Annotated in this window: 18 protein-coding genes; 12 read left to right on the forward strand and 6 right to left on the reverse strand. The window is 60.1% G+C overall.

Going from position 1 to position 15,764, the window contains the following annotated elements:
* Window positions 1-212: 212 nt before the first annotated feature.
* Together WCA10_RS23320 and WCA10_RS23325 are read right to left on the reverse strand one after the other, a co-directional pair.
* Complete coding sequence (locus tag WCA10_RS23320) at window positions 213-590, reverse strand: c-type cytochrome (RefSeq protein WP_472824937.1); 378 nt, start codon at window positions 588-590, stop codon at window positions 213-215.
* Window positions 587-1,486, reverse strand: a complete 900-nt coding sequence (locus WCA10_RS23325) for a hypothetical protein (protein ID WP_472824938.1) — start codon at window positions 1,484-1,486, stop codon at window positions 587-589. Before WCA10_RS23325 ends, WCA10_RS23320 begins: the two co-directional genes overlap by 4 nt.
* 279 nt (window positions 1,487-1,765) lie before the next feature.
* Between WCA10_RS23325 and dnaK the strand changes: the two genes are divergently transcribed.
* From dnaK to WCA10_RS23360, 7 genes are all read left to right on the forward strand, one after another.
* Window positions 1,766-3,688, forward strand: coding sequence for a molecular chaperone DnaK (gene dnaK, locus WCA10_RS23330; protein ID WP_472824939.1), 1,923 nt, complete (start codon window positions 1,766-1,768; stop codon window positions 3,686-3,688).
* Between the two features lie 205 nt (window positions 3,689-3,893).
* Window positions 3,894-4,172, forward strand: a complete 279-nt coding sequence (locus WCA10_RS23335; protein ID WP_472824940.1) for a type II toxin-antitoxin system RelE/ParE family toxin — start codon at window positions 3,894-3,896, stop codon at window positions 4,170-4,172.
* An 8-nt stretch (window positions 4,173-4,180) separates the two neighbouring features.
* Complete coding sequence (locus WCA10_RS23340; RefSeq protein ID WP_472824941.1) at window positions 4,181-4,462, forward strand: HigA family addiction module antitoxin; 282 nt, start codon at window positions 4,181-4,183, stop codon at window positions 4,460-4,462.
* Between the two features lie 46 nt (window positions 4,463-4,508).
* Complete coding sequence (locus WCA10_RS23345; RefSeq protein ID WP_472824942.1) at window positions 4,509-5,699, forward strand: DnaJ C-terminal domain-containing protein; 1,191 nt, start codon at window positions 4,509-4,511, stop codon at window positions 5,697-5,699.
* A 156-nt stretch (window positions 5,700-5,855) separates the two neighbouring features.
* A complete protein-coding gene (locus tag WCA10_RS23350) occupies window positions 5,856-6,260 on the forward strand; it encodes a heat shock protein transcriptional repressor HspR (RefSeq protein ID WP_472824943.1) in 405 nt (134 codons plus the stop codon).
* Between the two features lie 27 nt (window positions 6,261-6,287).
* Window positions 6,288-7,463, forward strand: coding sequence for a glycosyltransferase (locus WCA10_RS23355; protein WP_472824944.1), 1,176 nt, complete (start codon window positions 6,288-6,290; stop codon window positions 7,461-7,463).
* A 7-nt stretch (window positions 7,464-7,470) separates the two neighbouring features.
* Entirely contained in the window at window positions 7,471-8,064 is a 594-nt protein-coding gene (locus tag WCA10_RS23360; RefSeq protein ID WP_472824945.1) for a GNAT family N-acetyltransferase, read from the forward strand.
* Between the two features lie 20 nt (window positions 8,065-8,084).
* Here the strand turns inward: WCA10_RS23360 and WCA10_RS23365 are convergent, their stop codons facing one another.
* Window positions 8,085-10,073 carry an ArnT family glycosyltransferase gene (locus WCA10_RS23365; protein WP_472824946.1) on the reverse strand — a complete coding sequence of 663 codons (1,989 nt, stop codon included), beginning with the start codon at window positions 10,071-10,073 and terminating at the stop codon, window positions 8,085-8,087.
* Between the two features lie 279 nt (window positions 10,074-10,352).
* Here WCA10_RS23365 and WCA10_RS23370 point away from each other — a divergent pair, with 279 nt between their 5' ends.
* The 3 genes from WCA10_RS23370 to WCA10_RS23380 all read left to right on the forward strand — a co-directional run bounded on the left by WCA10_RS23370 (window position 10,353) and on the right by WCA10_RS23380 (window position 13,063).
* Window positions 10,353-11,309 carry a CHAD domain-containing protein gene (locus tag WCA10_RS23370; protein ID WP_472824947.1) on the forward strand — a complete coding sequence of 319 codons (957 nt, stop codon included), beginning with the start codon at window positions 10,353-10,355 and terminating at the stop codon, window positions 11,307-11,309.
* A 192-nt stretch (window positions 11,310-11,501) separates the two neighbouring features.
* On the forward strand, window positions 11,502-12,242 hold the full coding sequence (locus WCA10_RS23375; protein WP_472824948.1) for a Ppx/GppA phosphatase family protein: 741 nt from the start codon (window positions 11,502-11,504) through the stop codon (window positions 12,240-12,242).
* Between the two features lie 35 nt (window positions 12,243-12,277).
* Window positions 12,278-13,063, forward strand: a complete 786-nt coding sequence (locus WCA10_RS23380; RefSeq protein WP_472824949.1) for a Ppx/GppA phosphatase family protein — start codon at window positions 12,278-12,280, stop codon at window positions 13,061-13,063.
* Here the strand turns inward: WCA10_RS23380 and WCA10_RS23385 are convergent.
* Entirely contained in the window at window positions 13,015-13,527 is a 513-nt protein-coding gene (locus tag WCA10_RS23385; RefSeq protein WP_472824950.1) for a SixA phosphatase family protein, read from the reverse strand. The genes WCA10_RS23380 and WCA10_RS23385 overlap by 49 nt on opposite strands.
* Between WCA10_RS23385 and WCA10_RS23390 the strand changes: the two genes are divergently transcribed.
* Window positions 13,519-13,821, forward strand: coding sequence for a hypothetical protein (locus WCA10_RS23390; protein ID WP_472824951.1), 303 nt, complete (start codon window positions 13,519-13,521; stop codon window positions 13,819-13,821). The genes WCA10_RS23385 and WCA10_RS23390 overlap by 9 nt on opposite strands.
* A gap of 64 nt (window positions 13,822-13,885) precedes the next feature.
* Window positions 13,886-14,128 (forward strand): hypothetical protein, encoded by a 243-nt coding sequence (locus WCA10_RS23395; protein ID WP_472824952.1) that lies wholly within the window; start codon window positions 13,886-13,888, stop codon window positions 14,126-14,128.
* Between the two features lie 5 nt (window positions 14,129-14,133).
* Here WCA10_RS23395 and WCA10_RS23400 read toward each other — a convergent pair whose 3' ends face one another.
* Together WCA10_RS23400 and WCA10_RS23405 are read right to left on the reverse strand one after the other, a co-directional pair.
* The gene (locus WCA10_RS23400) at window positions 14,134-14,817 is read right to left on the reverse strand and encodes a class I SAM-dependent methyltransferase (RefSeq protein ID WP_472824953.1); all 684 of its coding nucleotides are present in this window, start codon (window positions 14,815-14,817) and stop codon (window positions 14,134-14,136) included.
* The gene (locus WCA10_RS23405; RefSeq protein WP_472824954.1) at window positions 14,814-15,728 is read right to left on the reverse strand and encodes a hypothetical protein; all 915 of its coding nucleotides are present in this window, start codon (window positions 15,726-15,728) and stop codon (window positions 14,814-14,816) included. Before WCA10_RS23405 ends, WCA10_RS23400 begins: the two co-directional genes overlap by 4 nt.
* Window positions 15,729-15,764: the final 36 nt, after the last annotated feature.

Consider the following 15,764-nt stretch of genomic DNA (forward strand, 5'->3'; position numbering starts at 1 on the left):
CGTCGATCGATGGAAAGAGATGCCTGTCCTGGGATGCGTCTTGCTTCGCCGTGTTGGCGAGAGATTTTTCTGGCATGTATGCCTCCTGAGAACGGGTCCATCTGAAGATTAGATGACTCCGATTCGAGTAGGGTATGCAGTCGACGTGAAAAGACGTGCATCATCGAAGACCGTGGGCCACCGAGGTCGGCCAAGTTTCTGGAGAATTGGATTCATTGGATGGAACGCAGATAAGCGATCACCTGCCAACGTTGCGCTTCAGGCAGGCTGGACCAGGACGGCATTCCGTGGCCGAGATCGCCTTGGCGGAGGAACCACTCGAGGTCGCCGTCGGTCGCGGAGCGAATGCGCTCGCTGCGCAAGGGCGGCTTCTTGTGGCCGTCACCCATGGCATCGGCACGGTGGCACTGGGCACAGTGGTCGCGGTACACCAGAGCGCCGGCAGCTACGGATTCGGGATGGGTCGCAAGCGGGTTGATGCGGATGTGATCCTTTTCAGGTACGCGACTCCAATGAGAGCTGACTGCCGCGCAGAGAAGCAGGCTGGCAGAGATCGTGAGACAGAGAATTGCGAAGAAACGCCGCGTCACTGCGCACCTCCCTTGCGACTGTGGAACCAGTTGCCGACCTGGGGAAGTTCCGAAGCCCAGCCGATGCGATAAACGCGATCGAGACTGGTAGACGTCAGGCCGAAGCCCGTTGAGAAGCTGAGGCGGCCCACGGGCAACTGCCAGCCGACGATCGGCGCGATGTAGTGCGAAGTGTCGTGCAAGGTGAGCGAATCGGTGTCGCCGAGGCCGCCGTAGGCTTCTGCTCCGGCCATGAACTTTTCCAGGCAGAAGACGCAGGGTTTGCCGCTCCCGAGGGTGCGCAGGGGACGCGCGGCGCCCAACGCGTAGCCGAACTCCCACGGCTCGTGGCCGAGGTTCTTCTCCGAGATGAAGTTTTCCGAGATGTTCCACGCCTTGAGGTTCGAGGAGAGGATGAGCTTGAGTTCGCCTTCGTGCTGGTGCTCGCGGCGCGCTTCGCCGTTGCGTTCAGCCAGGTCCGGCTGGCCATCGTGCCCGACCACTTCGAGGATCGTTTTGTCGGCTCCGGAGATGTTTTCGTACTCGACATAGAGGACAGGATTAATCAGGTGTTCGCGCATCAGGGGGCGGAAGCGGTTTTCGATGCGGAACCCGGTGAAGATGGTGGAATCCTGGGCGGTAGCCTGCCCGTCCAGATAGAGTTCCGTCGTCCACCAGGCGCGGGTGCCGTATTCGAGTTCACTGGCCGTAGCGCCGTAGCGGTGGCTCTGGTTCGGCTGGGCGAGGGCGGTTTTGGTCTCGATTTCGAGGTTTCCCGGCTCCTCCAGGTCGTGGGAATAGGTGACAAAGTAGGGCTTTTCCTGGCCTTGCGCGACCGGAATGTAGGCAAAACCGAGGAGAATGGCGGGTAAGAATCCGGCAGTTGTCCTGAGGAATTGGAGGAAGGATCGGACCACGTGCAACCTCAATCTTTAAGTATACGACCAAAACTGTCGCATATTGAATATAAACACAGACTAATTTGGTCCGCAATTGGCGGCAAGGTCGATCGTCACACAGCGTGGGACGCATCCAAGGGATCGAATGTGGAGCGGGATGCCAGATTGGCACTTTGGCGATCCAGATCGGTCTGCCTTACAAAATCATTATCAATAAAAGTTGACACTAATTCACTCATAGTGCATCTTATCTAGTGACATTGAAATTTCTCTTATCCCTGAGGCAGGAAACCAACTATGGCAAAAATCATTGGAATTGATCTTGGCACGACCAACTCGTGCGTAGCCGTCCTTGAGGGCGGTGAACCGAAAGTGATTGCAAATGAAGAGGGTGCGCGCACTACCCCCTCGATCGTCGCCTTTTCAAAGAGCGGCGAGCGCCTGGTGGGCCAGGTGGCTAAGCGACAGGCCATCACCAACCCCGAGAACACGATCTTCTCGATCAAGCGCTTCATGGGCCGTCGCTACAACGAAGTGACGGACGAGATGAAGATGGTCCCTTATAAGGTCGTCCAGCAGGGCGACCACATCGCTGTCGTGGCGCAGGGCAAGGAATATACCCCGCCCGAGATCTCGGCGATGATTCTGCAAAAACTGAAGAAGAGCGCGGAAGCCTACCTGGGCGAGACGGTCACGCAGGCCGTGATCACGGTCCCGGCATACTTCAACGACGCGCAGCGCCAGGCGACCAAGGACGCGGGCAAGATTGCCGGTCTCGACGTCAAGCGCATTGTGAACGAGCCGACGGCGGCCGCCTTGGCCTACGGGCTCGACAAGAAGAAGGACGAGACCATTGCGGTTTATGACTTCGGCGGCGGTACCTTTGATATTTCCATTCTGGAAGTCGGCGAAGGCGTCATCGAAGTGAAGTCGACCAATGGCGACACGCACCTGGGCGGCGACAACCTCGACCAGCGCATTGTGGAGTGGTTGATTGCGGAGTTCAAGCAGGAAGAGGGCCTCGACCTGGCCTCAAAGGGCAACGAGATGGCGCTGCAGCGCCTGAAGGATGCGGCGGAAAAGGCCAAGATCGAGCTTTCGACGACTGTCGAGACCGAGATCAATCTGCCCTTCATCACCGCGGACGCGACCGGGCCGAAGCACCTGGTGCGCAAGTTGACGCGCGCCAAGCTGGAGCAACTGGTTGCCGACCTGATTGAGCGCTCACTTGAACCCTGCAAGAAGGCAATGGCTGACGCGAATGTGACGGCGAATGACATCGATGAAGTGGTGCTCGTCGGCGGCCAGACACGCATGCCGAAGATCCAGGAGCTGGTGAAGAGCCTCTTCGGACGCGAGCCTCATCGCGGCGTGAACCCTGACGAAGTGGTCGCGGTGGGTGCCGCCGTGCAAGCCGGTGTGCTGGCAGGCGAAGTGAAGGACCTGTTGCTGCTCGACGTAACGCCGCTGACCCTCGCGATCGAAACGCTGGGCGGCGTGGCCACGCCGATGATTCCGCGCAATACAACCATTCCGACGAAGAAGACTGAGACGTTTTCGACGGCGGCAGATTCGCAGACAGAGGTTGAGGTTCATGTCCTGCAGGGCGAGCGGCCGATGGCGGGGCAGAATCGCACCCTGGGCAAGTTCAAGCTGGCGGGCATTCCTCCGGCGCCGCGTGGCATCCCGCAGATCGAGGTCACATTCGACATCGATGCCAACGGCATTCTGAATGTAAACGCCAAGGACGTTGCCACCGGCAAAGACACGCGCATCACGATAACGTCCAGTTCCGGACTCTCGAAGGAAGAGGTCGAGCGGATGGCGAAGGACGCCGAGGCGCATGCGGCCGAGGACAAGGAGAAGCGCGAAGAAGTCGAAGCCCGCAACGCTCTCGACGGACTGGTGTACAACATCGAGAAGATGCTGAAAGAGTCCGGCGAAAAGGTGCAGGCTGCCGATAAGACTGATGTGGAGTCAGCGCTGGCTGAGGCCAAAAAGACGCTGGAGGGTTCGCCGAGTGTCGCAGAGATGCGCGCTGCAAACGACAAGCTGACCCAGGCAAGCCACAAGCTCGCCGAGGTCCTCTACAAGGCCAACGCGGCGGCTGCGGGACAAGGCACTCCAACGGCGCAGGCCGATGGAACGCCGGGCACCGAGCAGAAGAAGGACGAAGGCGTGATCGATGCCGAGTACGTCGACGTCGAGGACAAAAAGTAAGCGGAGTTCGCGGAGTTAGTTTCGCTCAAGCGAGTGTTAGGGAAGTTAGCAAATCACCGGGGTGGGCGATGGTTGAGTCGTTCACCCCGATTTATTGGCTGAAGAGTTATGAAGGCGATTGAAATCCGATGGGACTTCAGCAGGTGATGACGGTATTGAATAGAGCTACATTGCCCTTTGATGCGTGATGCGCTACACTTAACACGTGATCAAGAGCTTCCGACACGCGGGTATTGAACGGTTTTTCAAAACGGGTAGTAAGTCCGGCATACTCCCGGCCCACGCGGCGAGGCTCGCAAACCGGCTCCAGTTGCTCGACTTTGCAAAATTACCTGCAGACATGAATATGCCTGGCTGGGGATTGCACAAATTGACGGGCGATCTTAAGGGCCAATGGGCAGTCAAGGTCAGCGGAAACTGGCGTTTGACCTTTGCCTTCGACAAGGGAGATGCAGTTCTGGTCGACTACCAGGACTACCACTAGGAGGTCTCATGCAGAGAATGTTCAATCCGCCTCATCCCGGAAGGGTACTCCGCGACGCGCTTGGCGATATGGATGTGACAACCGCGGCAAAGAAGCTACATGTTTCGCGGACAACCCTTTCGCGCATTTTGAACGGTGCAGCAGGCATCTCCGCGGAGATGTCGATTCGCTTGTCTGCCGCTCTGGGTACACATGAAAGCCTGTGGTACGAACTGCAGATGGGTTACGACATGTGGCAGGCATCGCGAAGGAAACGGCCAAAGATTGAGCGTTTCGAAGTGGCCGCATAAACCGGAAGATCGTTCGTCCGGATCGGAGTTCGAGTAAATAATCCAAATGGCCACAACGACCCAAAAAGACTATTACGCGATGCTGGGCGTCAAGAAGACGGCGACGCCGGAGGAAATTCGAAAAGCCTTCCGCAAAGCTGCGCGCAAATATCATCCCGACGTCAATCCCAACGACAAGAAGGCTGAGGAGAAGTTCAAGGAGATCTCTGAAGCCAACGATGTGCTGAGCGACGAGAAGAAGCGGAAGGTTTACGACCAGCTTGGCTTCTATTCCGACCAGATCGACCCGGCGCAGGCAGAGGCCTATGCGCGCCAGCAGCGCGAAGGCCGGGTTCCGGTGGATTTCGGCGGTTTCGACTTCTCGGGATTCCAGGGAGGCGGACATCCGGGGCCTCAACCCGGCGCAGGCTCCTCGTCGTGGGGAAGCTTCAAGGACATTTTCTCCGGCATCTTCACTGGAGCGCAGCAGCAGCAACAGCGTCCGCACGGACCGCAGCCGGGAACCGATCTGGAATACCAGGCGACGATTGACTTCTGGGCTGCGATTCGCGGCGGGCAGGCGCGCATCCAGGTGAACCGGCAGGAGACGTGCCCCACGTGTCACGGGATGGCGCAGACGGGCGGCCCGATGACGTGTCCCGAATGCAATGGCTCAGGCCAGGTGACGCAGATGGGCGGGCGCATGAAGTTCAACATCCCCTGTCCTCGCTGCGGCGGATCGGGACGCGTGACCAGCGATTGCCCGACGTGCCATGGAGAAGGCACCGTGAGCAAAACGGAAACGGTTGAATTTCGCATCAAGCCGGGCACGCGCGATGGGCAGCGGATTCGGCTGCAGGGGAAGGGAAACGCCGGAGTGCACGGCGGCGCGGCGGGCGACCTCTACGTGATTGTGCGGACGGGAACGCATCCCGTCTTCACGCGGGTAGGCGACGATATCCAGCTCACCGTGCCGGTGACGATTGCGGAGGCTTCGCTGGGGTCAAAAATCGAAGTGCCGACGATCGATGGGCGCGCGCAGTTGAAGATTCCGCCGGGCACCCAGAACGGGCAGAAGCTGCGCATGCGCGAGCGCGGCGTAGAGAGCGCCTCGCATCCGGGCCAGCGCGGCGACCAGATTGTAACCGTGGAAGTGGTGATCCCGAAGCTGAACGACGAGCGCAGTCGCGAGATCATGCGCGAACTGGCCAAGCTGAATACCCAGGATCCGCGAGTCGCATTGTTCGAGAAGCTGTAAAGAGCACAGACCAGGGACTAGGAACTAGGGACAAGGACCAAAGGCACGAAGCGTCAGGGCACGACTTTAGTCGTGCCGCAAAGGCCGCGAAACCGTTGGGCTTTAGCCCCTGAGAAACTGAAGACTGACACTTGCACTACGAACTGAGAACCGACTATGGTCGCAAAGCGAAAATCCAAAGGCGCTTACATGATCTCGGCGGTGGCCGAGATGTTCGAGATTCATCCGCAGACGCTGCGTCTCTACGAGCGTGAGGGCCTGCTGAAGCCCTCGCGCACAGAGGGCAACACGCGGCTTTATACGGATGAGGACCTTGAGCGGCTGGAGTTCATCCTGAATCTCGCGCGCGATCTCGGCGTCAATATCGCGGGGATTGCGATCATCCTGCAGATGCGCGAGCGCATGGAAGAGATGAACCGGCAGATGCAGAACTTTGTGGAGTATGTGCGCAGCGAGATGCTGACGCGGTTTCAACAGGGTGGGCCCGGTTCGGCCAGCGCGATTGTGCCGATGCGGAAGCCGGCGGTGGTGATCAAGCCTGCGCAGGGGCGCAAATCCTGACCGTGTCGGCGCGTATTCTTAGTCTGCATGGGTTACGTCTTCCTAGCGATCGCCGTCTTCGGGCTTATAACTTCCAGCGTCTTTACGGGGATGGTTCTTGCGGCGGTGCCGCGGTTTCTGCGCGAGCGCCGGACTGCCGAGGTTGAGCTTCGCAAGCGCCCCGGCTTTTCGCCGCCGCTCACGTTGCTCAAGCCGCTCGCGGGTGCGGAGCCTGATTTGGAAGCGCACCTGGCAAGTTTTTTCGCGCAGGATTATCCCACGTTTGAAATTCTGTTTTGCGCGCGCCAGCCTGATGATGCAGGGTTGGAGATTGCTCGTCGCGTGGCAGCGCGCTATGCGCAAGTTCCTGTGAAATTTCTTTCGACAGGCGAGCCTCCTTATATCAATGCAAAAGTCGCTTCGATGGAGTTGATGGAGAAATCCGCGACCCACGACATCCTCGTTATCAGCGACAGCGACGTGCGCGTTACGCCCGATTATCTGCGAGCCGTGGCGCTGCCGTTTGCCGACGTGCAAGTCGGTGCCATGTGCTGCGTGTATCGCGGCATCGCGGCCTGTGGCGGCCTGTGGGCGCGGCTTGAAGCGGTGGGCATGAGCGTTGAAATGACGGCCGGGGTGCTGGTGGCGCGCATGATGGAGGGGATGCAGTTCGTGCTCGGGCCGACAATGGCATTCCGGCGCGATGCGATCCGCCAGATGGGCGGGTTCAAGGTCACGGCAGATTATTGCGCGGACGATTTTGTTCTGGGCAACGAGACCTACAAGCTGGGGCAGACGGTTGTGCTGGGCCATCATGCCATCGATCACATCGTGATCAACCTCAGCTTGATGGCTTCGCTGAAGCACCAGGTGCGCTGGATGAAGTCGACGCGGTTCTCGCGGCCTAAGGGACACTTCGGAACGGCGCTCACCTTCAGCATGCCATTCGGGCTGCTGGGGCTGGCGGCAGGTTTGCTGCTGGGGCATCCGCTGTGGGGAGCCGGCCTGCTGGCGTGGGCGGTTGCGACGCGGCTGGCGTTGTCGGTTGCGGTCGGCCACATGGTGGTGCGCGATCCGAGTTGGTTCAACTTGCTTGTGCTCTATCCCGTCCGTGACCTGATGGGATTTTTCTTCTGGGCGGCGAGCTACATGGGCAGCCGGATTTTGTGGCGGGGGCGGCTGTTTCAGTTGCTGCCGGGCGGGAAGATGCGAGCGGCGGAGTAGTTTTATCGTGACATCGATCATGAAATCAGAGCCACCGCAACCTCCGACGAAGCTTCGTATTCTTCCTCTCACACCGAACCTGTGGCCGGCGCTTGAAGATCTCTTCGGCCAGCGAGGCGCATGCAATGGATGCTGGTGTATGTACTGGCGGATCGGCAGTGCCTATCGCAAACAGCCGCACGAAAACAACAAGGCGGAGTTTCAACGAGTCGTGGCAAAAGGACCGCCCCCTGGGTTGATTGCATTGGACGGAAAACTGGCGGTGGGCTGGTGTCAACTTACTCCGCGCGAAGCGTTGTCGTGGCTTGATCGCTCATGGGTTCGTATTGATGATCGACCGGTTTGGTCTATTTCGTGTTTCTATGTGCGCATCGGATATCGCCGGCGCGGTATTACCGTAGCGCTCATTCAGGCTGCCGAGAAGATTGCAAAGGCTGCGGGGGCTGCGGCCCTTGAGGCCTATCCACTTGATCGCAGTTTGTCGCCGAGCGCATCGAGCACCGGTTTTGTTTCCACATTCAAGCGCGCCGGATTCAAGGTGGTGACGCATCGCACACCACCGCGGCCCATTATGCGACTTGAACTCAAGTCGAGGGCATAACGGTCGAGTTGAAATTCCGGTTATTTCAGCGGCCGATCGGTCCACAGGGCCTTGTCGGCGATGGACTGCACGGGGTAGAGGCGGCCGGAGAGCAACTGCTCCGCCTTGGGCTGATTGGTGTCTTGCGCAAAGAGCCACTTGCGTTCGCCGGTGCCCCACATCTTTGAAAGCTGATCGTCGCTGAGGAAGATATGCGGCGCATCGGGATAGCACGAACCCCAGAGCAGGGACGAGCCGTTGCCATGCGGCGAGCAAGGTTCGACCACGATGAAGGCCGGCTTGCGCAGAAATTTGTGCGTATAGAAAATCACCGACGATGCATCCGACTGATCGCCGTAGATGATGAACGAATCGGACGGCGATCCTTTGCTGACGATGGTGTCAGCCAGTTGCTTCGAACTCAGCATCGGCTCAAAGCGTGCGAAAGCAATGTGCGCGGCAATAAGAAAGACAGCGGAAGTGAGCGCGATGCTGACGGTGGCGGCCATGTGTTTGCGCCGCACGCGCAGCATCCAGCCGAGCGCCGGCCCGATCAGCAGCGCGATGGCCGCGATGATCGCGGGAAGACGCAACGCCGCAAATGATGGACCGGTCAGGTCGAAGAGGTGTGACATGGAGAGCGTGTATCCACCCACGTCGCGATGCGCCAGCAATGTGCCGATGTCGGAGACGAACGGCAGCTTGCGCGACTCCCACAAGCCCCAGCCGAGCGCAGCCGCCGCCAGCACCCCGGCGATTGAGAACACAGCCTGCGCTCCACTCAACCACTTTTGCGAGAGCAGGGGTTTCTGGCCTTCGGGGCCGCCGCCTTCTTCGATATTTGCAAGCACGACGGCGATCAGCGTCAGCATCGGCGTCCAGGCGGGGAAGGTGTAGTATTCCTGATTCGTCGAGATGGCGAAAAACAGGAGCGTAAAGCCGGCGAAGAGAGCGAGCAGCCACGTGGACCGCACGCGAAACTTGAGCCGCGCTACATAGCTTGCCACGTCTTCGCGCACGGCGTGTTCGAGATAGAAGTCCACTGTCTGGCCGGAGTCGCGATGCAGATGCTGCATCCACGCGTGCCGGGTTCTCCATGCCACAACGAGGAGCGCCGGCAGGAACAAGCTCCAGGGAAAAAGCCAGACCAGGTGCGCCAGCCAGTACCAGGCGAAAGGCATCTTGTTGTAGTCGTGCGGGAATCGGCCGCCCAGGAAGCGCAGAACGTGCTCGTTGATGAAGTAGAAGTACCAGAAGCCGTGCACGTTTCCGGGAGTGGGATGATTGCCGACGGGATGCCCCTGGTCAGGGTTCGCAAGTCCGCAAAGAATGTGCCACGGAGCCGCGACGGCGAGGAAAAGCAAAACGCCGGTGACCGGTTTCAACTCGCGCCAGCGGCGCCACTGTCCGCTCAGCATCAGCAGCGGGATCGTGGCTGCGGCGAAGAAGACCGGCGCAATCAGGCCCTTGGTGAGTGTGGCGAGCGCCAGGGCAGCCCACATGCCGTAGATGCGCGCGGGGCGCCGGCTCTCGAGTCCGGTGATCAGGCCCCATAGGGCGTAAAGCAGGAGAAAACTGAGCAGCGCCTCGGGAATGGCGAAGCGCGTAAACAGAAACGGCCCAATCGAGGTCAGCACGCCGAGGGCCGCGTACAGTCCGGCACGCTTGCCCCATCCGCGCGAGGTCCACAGCCACGCCAGCCATGCGAGTCCCAGAATCGCCAGAGCATTGGGCAGGTGAGTGGCGAAGACGTTCTGCCCGAAGATCCAGTAGCAGATTGCATCGAGCCAATAGGGCAGCGGCGGCTTCTCGAGGTAGCGAATGCCGTCGAGCTTCATCGTGACCCAGTCGCCGCTTTCGTCCATGTGCTGCGCAACCTGTGCATGCGATGCATCCACGTCGTCAAGCAGCGGCGGAGTGAACAGAGAAGCAAACTGCACGGCGAGGAAGATCGCTCCCAAAAATGCCCAAACGGCGAGCTTTGATGGGCCTTGTGCGGCTCGGTTTTGCGGGTTTTGAGCGATGGCCATGGGGTAAAGCCCTGAAAATCAAGGATAACAGTGGGAGGTAGAACACGATCTCACAACGCGAAATCACCTGTGAAGATTCCACGTCATCAGCGCTCGGAGGTTGCGAATACGGAGGGAGCAGCAGCCTTCAGGCTGCTGAAATCATGCGCAAGAGCTACAGGCCTTTAGGCCCGGACACCCCATCCGACATCTTCGGTCCAAAAGATCCGTGAACGACCGCCCTTAATGTGGGAATTCAGTGCGGCCTTGGCGCATAAAATCATCGCAGGTTAAGGTTCGATGAATTTGAGAGCGAAAGTGGACAAGCCAGGTGCAGCGACGTTAAACGAGCGCCTCGCCGCATGGGTTGAATTGCTCGCTCGATGTGAAAGCAAACCAACGCGCAAGCGGGTGCATGCGCTGCGGGTGGCGACGCTTCGGCTGCAAGCAGAATTGGAGCGCAATGTTTCCGAACTGCCACACGCGAGTCACCAGGCGCAGGCGATGCTCCAATTCGGCAAGCAGGCCGAGAAGCTTCGCCGGGCCCTCGGGCCGGTGCGAGAAATCGATGTGTGGATCGGCAAGCTTCGTGGGCTGCGTGCATCCCTCGGCGCCTCGGGAGAGTATGTGCCTCGCTCGATGCAGGAGTGCTTGCGCGGGATAGATCGTCTGGAAGACCGGCTGCAACGGAAACGGCGAACTGCCGAGAGAAAGCTGGTTGCGGCGATCGAGAAAAAGGGGGACCGCTTCGTCAAGGCAGTCGAAAAACTTGAAGCAGCGCCGGAAGAAGCAGGCCTTGCCGACGCGACCGGGATCGCCAACGAACTTGTCGTGCATTTTGGCCGAGTACAGGCGGAGTTTTCGGTGCTGGATGAAGCGAATCTGCACGAGTTCCGCAAGCGTATCAAAACAGTGCGCTACCTGGCGGAGATGCACGGCGGCGCCGATCGGAAGTGCGCCCGCATCGCCTCGCAGATGAAGAAACTGCAGGGCGCAATCGGGGAGTGGCACGACTGGCAGGCCCTGGCGTACGAGGCAGGGCACCTTCACCACGCGTGGAGCAAGCTCCTGGCTGAGCTGCTCGAAAGCCTTGCCAGGGAGACATTCGAAACGGCGCTCGAGACCGCTCACAGCGTCACGGCACGCATGCTTGGCGAGGGAGCAGAAGGCGCTGATTCTCTGCGTCCTGCCGACAGCAAGCTGCCCGCGCGCGGTGAGCATGGCTTGAATGCGGCTACCGAGAAGAAGCTCGCCTGAAGGTTCGGGAACACAGATCTGGGCTGTTGCGAGCCCCACCATCCCGAACTCTAAAAACGTCATCTTCAAGGTCAGTGCCCATCGAGTGCAGATCTCAACTTTCTGCATTTCTGTCCTTTCCGTCGCGATGGCGCGGTCGTGTATCTTGGCCCAAGATACTGAATTCGATCTTGTGGGGTTCCTTCGTTTCTCATGCCCACCTTTGCGGCTATCGATATCGGATCCAATTCTTGCCGGCTGAAGATTGCGAAAGTTGTCGCGCACCAGCTTCGCACCCTGCACGAGGATCGCGAGGTGACGCGGCTTGGAGCGAGCGTGTTCGCTTCCGGACTGGTTTCGCCGGAAGCGATGGCGGCAACGCTGCGGGCGCTCAAGCGGTTTCAGCGCGCGGTGCAGTCGCATGGCGTCGATCAGATTCGCGTGGTGGCTACGTCGGCGATGCGCGATGCGCGCAACGCGGCGGCATTTCACGCGTGGGTGAAGGCCGAGACCGGCTGGAACATGGAAGTGATCTCGGGGCTCGAAGAAGGCCGTCTGATTCATCGCGGCATTGTGAGCGGCGAGCCTGGCACGGGCGGCAAAGTTCTGCTGATCGATCTGGGCGGCGGAAGCTGCGAGATTACGCTCTCAGAGCACAAGCGCATCAAGGAGACGATCAGCGTTCCGCTGGGTGCGGTGCGCTTGACAGAGGAATTTCTTTCTGTCGATCCTGCGCCGCCAGAGGATCTGGCGCGGATGCGGCGGCTGATCGCCCGAGAGTTGCGACGCTCGCATCGGCGGATTCAGCCGGGCCGCGTGCCGCTGGTGATCGCGACTTCGGGCACGGCGGCCGCTTTAGCTGAAGCGTGCGCCGCGGCACTGGCCAATCGGGCAAGTCTGCGAAGTCGGCAAAGCGACCTTCTCGTATCGCCTCAGGCGGATTCGCGCCGGTAGCCATGGTTCGCAAGCTGGCTGGAAAAGTTTCGCGGATGACGTTGGTGGAGAGGGAAGCCGTGCCGGGAATCGGCCCGCGGCGGGCGGAGATCATCACCGCAGGCGCGCAGGTTTTTGCCGAGTTGCTCGAGAGCTTTAGCCTGGCGGGTTTTCGCTATTCGCCGCTGGGGTTGCGCGATGGCATCCTTGTGCAGATGCTGGCGGCGCAGGATGATCGCGCGGCTGCTCGCCGTCAGTTCGAAATTGAACGGTGGGAGTCTGTGATCGCGACGGCGCGACGTTACGGCGTGGATATGCGGCACGCGGAGCCGGTGCGGGCACACGTCGTGCAGTTGTTTCGCGAACTCAAGCCGCTGCATCGCCTTCCCCCGGAATACGAGGACTGGCTGGCGGCCGCGGCCGTGCTGCGCGATACCGGCAAATTCATCAACCACCAGGGGCACCATCGGCACACGCAATACATTGTGTCGATGTCGGAGTTGTACGGCTACACGCAGGTGCAGCGAACGATCGTTTCGGCCATTGCGCGTTACCTGGGCAAGAGCCGGCCGCAACCGGATGATCGCGCCCTGCGTAATATCCCGCCGGATGAGCACAAGCATGTGGAGCGCGCGGTAGTGCTGCTGCGGCTTGCAGTCGCGCTCAACCAGGACAGGGCGAGCGACGTGCTTGACGTTGTGGCGCGGGTATATCCCAAGCGCGTGTACCTGGAACTGCAACCGGGCAGGACAGGTGCGGAGCTGGAATTGTGGTCGCTGCGGAAGGAGGCTGACTACTTCCGCGAGGTTTTTGAGCGCGAGCTTTTTGCGACACTGGCGTAGATCCAGCGGGCCATGCGCGGATCGATCAGCCACTGCAGCAGAGGCGGGTGCTTTTCCATGTCGATGCGGGCGACGCAGCCTTTCCGCATGCGGACGCCGGCTCCGCCATTGCCGGTGATCAGGCGGCCGAGAAACTGGAAGAGATTCGGATTGTGGCCGACCAGCAGCACGTCCTGCCGGTCTGCATACTTCCCAAGGAGCTTCTGGAAGTCGGCATAAGTTGCACCCAGATCGAGCGCCGAACTCACTTCGACCTTGCCTTCATACCCGAGTTCGTTACCGACGAATTGCGCCGTCTGGAGCGCGCGCTTCAGCGGACTGGAAACAATGACATCGGGCTGGACTTTGAGGGCGCCGAGCATGCGCCCCATGATCATGCACTGCTCTTTGCCTTCGGCGACGAGCCCCCGCTTGGCGTCGAGCTTAGCGCTCTCGCGGGGAACTCCAGCATTGGCATGGCGCATCAGGTAGAGATTCATGGCAGGGAGGCGGGTGGTTCGGGCAGGCTTGGAGCCACTTCCTTTGAATCTCAATTTAACACAGCTGTAACATTTATTCGGGCAATCGGGCTACCAGTGCTGCGTCGCCCTGAATCAGAATGCACCTCCCAGGAAGCCGGACGAAATAAAAGCCGGACTGTGCATATATTCGCCTTTTATTCTCCTTATACTGATGCGCATGGGGGAACGATCTTCAACGACCCGTATGCGCCTGGCTGGCAAAATCTGCGCTCGCTGCCGAAATCTGATTCCGGATGAGCCTCCGACACCCGGCGAGCGGTTGTGTGCGAAGTGCCGCTCGCCCGAGATTCACCGAATCTACATGTATTACATGTATCGAACGAACTGGATGTGCCAGTTTCTGGAGGAAGACCTGAAGACGCCTTTGCCCCGCCGTCTTTACTTCGCCAGTCCGGCGAAGATTCGCGCGATTGTGGAGAAGGTGGGCAATTTTGCCGATCTCCAGGACCGCCAGGCTCTCGATTACGGATTGGAGACCGGGCGCGGAGGCGTATGGCTTCAACTAACGGGGGAGCAATACAAGCGGTTGAAGACGCCGCGCTGATGTTGTCATGCAAGCCACATCTCGCTGACCAGGAGACCACCGAGCCGGCTTCTTCGCTTTGAGAGCCGGAATCCGGCTTCGCTTAGAGCTTTGCGATGATTCGGCAGGCGTCGGATGGAGAGGCCTGTCAGGAATCTGAATGCGAGATAAAGTGCGGAGACGAGGGGGCCGGCGATGAGTCTTCCGTAGAGGGTGTCGGGAATGGCGAACTCCGAGATCACCCAGGCTGCGCGGGGCGCCATTCTGCCGTGAAGCTCGATTGCCAGCGATGCGACTTCGGCCGTGGTCAGGCAGTCGAGGAAGAAATGTGTTGCGACGAAGTCAAAGTTGCCGGCCAGGAAATTGAGCTGACGGGCATCGGCCCATTGGGTGCGGAGGCGGACAGTGTTGGGGCCGGCGCGCCGGACGAGTTGGCGCAGCATCCCATCGCTTGCGTCGACGGCGTCGACCTCGACTTGCGGATTGTCTTTGAGCAACTGGGCGGCGAAGCGACCGTCGCCGTCGCCGAGGATGAGGGCGGATTTCCTGCCTCGCATTTCGGGAAGGAAGGCCACGCGGCATTTCCAGAGGAACGGACCGAACGTGAACCATTCCATCCATCGGTAGAAGGGCGCAAGCCGATTGAAGTCGGCTGCCTGGGAAGGCGCGTCTGTTTCATACTCCTTGAACGCGATCGTTGCGGTCCTCATCCGTGGTTCGCTCCAAGGAGAACGGCTAGGAGCGGAGTGAGAAGGACCACGTCTGCGAGGGAGCGCAGAGTAAGGGGCGTGATGGCTGCGCGCTTGCGATCGAGTAACGAAAGCAGAAGTGCGCTGATGGCGGCGGAACACGCGAGTGCCGACAGGCGCCAGTTCAGGAATGCCATCGCTCCCGATGCGGCAACGGAGGCGATGGCGAGGACGGTAGTGCGCAGCGAGATGCGCGAGGGTATGCGCGACGATTCCCAGCTTTCAATCGCGGAGCAGTTGATCCACGCCAGCATCGCAAAGATGGTGAAGCAAGCGCAGAACGGCCAACCGATGAAACGGACGCGTGCGATAGCGGGCGCAATACAACCGGCCGTGAATAACAGGCCGACGATCAACTCCTTCGACACGAGTTTGCGCGACCCGAGTTTCCGCAGCCAGATGGGAAGGCGGCCTGTCAAGTGCACTCCGGAGAAGTACACAAGCGCGGCTGCGGCCAGCACTGAGTTGCGATCGCGGACCGCGGCGGGCATGCGGTCGACGACCAGAGCGACTGCAATTGCGGCGGTTGCGCAGGCAAGCGGGATCAGAGAGCGACGATGACGCCAGTGAAAGTAGTGACGTTCACGCAGGCCGCAGAGATCCCCTGAGCGGATGGCGCGATGCGCATCGAGAAGGCGATCGCCTACGTACACGGTGAAGGTGCCACACGCCAGCAGCAACGGAACCCACGAGGCCAGGTGAACGCCCAAAGCCCATGCAAATGCCAGCGCCCACGCAACAGCGACGGTGGGTGCATCGAGGCTTGCGAGGTGCCATAGCTGCCGCACACGCGACGTCCGTGAGCTGACGGCTGAAGAGCAATTGAACGTGCTTTCGCGCAATTCCTGCGGATTGGCCAGGGGAAGAGCCACTACTGCGATTGTAAAAGGAAGCGCGGGCGATCGGAC

This window comes from Occallatibacter sp. (genome assembly GCF_049582745.1).
In the GTDB taxonomy this organism is placed as follows: Bacteria; Acidobacteriota; Terriglobia; order Terriglobales; family Acidobacteriaceae; genus Telmatobacter.

Bases quoted from the DNA above. Each gene is read 5' to 3' on its own strand.
- dnaK (WP_472824939.1), top strand. From the start codon at position 1,766: ATGGCAAAAATCATTGGAATTGATCTTGGCACGACCAACTCGTGCGTA.
- WCA10_RS23340 (WP_472824941.1), top strand. From the start codon at position 4,181: ATGCAGAGAATGTTCAATCCGCCTCATCCCGGAAGGGTACTCCGCGAC.
- WCA10_RS23345 (WP_472824942.1), top strand. From the start codon at position 4,509: ATGGCCACAACGACCCAAAAAGACTATTACGCGATGCTGGGCGTCAAG.
- WCA10_RS23350 (WP_472824943.1), top strand. From the start codon at position 5,856: ATGGTCGCAAAGCGAAAATCCAAAGGCGCTTACATGATCTCGGCGGTG.
- WCA10_RS23355 (WP_472824944.1), top strand. From the start codon at position 6,288: ATGGGTTACGTCTTCCTAGCGATCGCCGTCTTCGGGCTTATAACTTCC.
- WCA10_RS23365 (WP_472824946.1), bottom strand. From the start codon at position 10,073: ATGGCCATCGCTCAAAACCCGCAAAACCGAGCCGCACAAGGCCCATCA.
- WCA10_RS23370 (WP_472824947.1), top strand. From the start codon at position 10,353: ATGAATTTGAGAGCGAAAGTGGACAAGCCAGGTGCAGCGACGTTAAAC.
- WCA10_RS23375 (WP_472824948.1), top strand. From the start codon at position 11,502: ATGCCCACCTTTGCGGCTATCGATATCGGATCCAATTCTTGCCGGCTG.
- WCA10_RS23380 (WP_472824949.1), top strand. From the start codon at position 12,278: ATGACGTTGGTGGAGAGGGAAGCCGTGCCGGGAATCGGCCCGCGGCGG.
- WCA10_RS23390 (WP_472824951.1), top strand. From the start codon at position 13,519: ATGGCGCATCAGGTAGAGATTCATGGCAGGGAGGCGGGTGGTTCGGGC.
- WCA10_RS23385 (WP_472824950.1), bottom strand. From the start codon at position 13,527: ATGCGCCATGCCAATGCTGGAGTTCCCCGCGAGAGCGCTAAGCTCGAC.
- WCA10_RS23395 (WP_472824952.1), top strand. From the start codon at position 13,886: ATGTATTACATGTATCGAACGAACTGGATGTGCCAGTTTCTGGAGGAA.
- WCA10_RS23400 (WP_472824953.1), bottom strand. From the start codon at position 14,817: ATGAGGACCGCAACGATCGCGTTCAAGGAGTATGAAACAGACGCGCCT.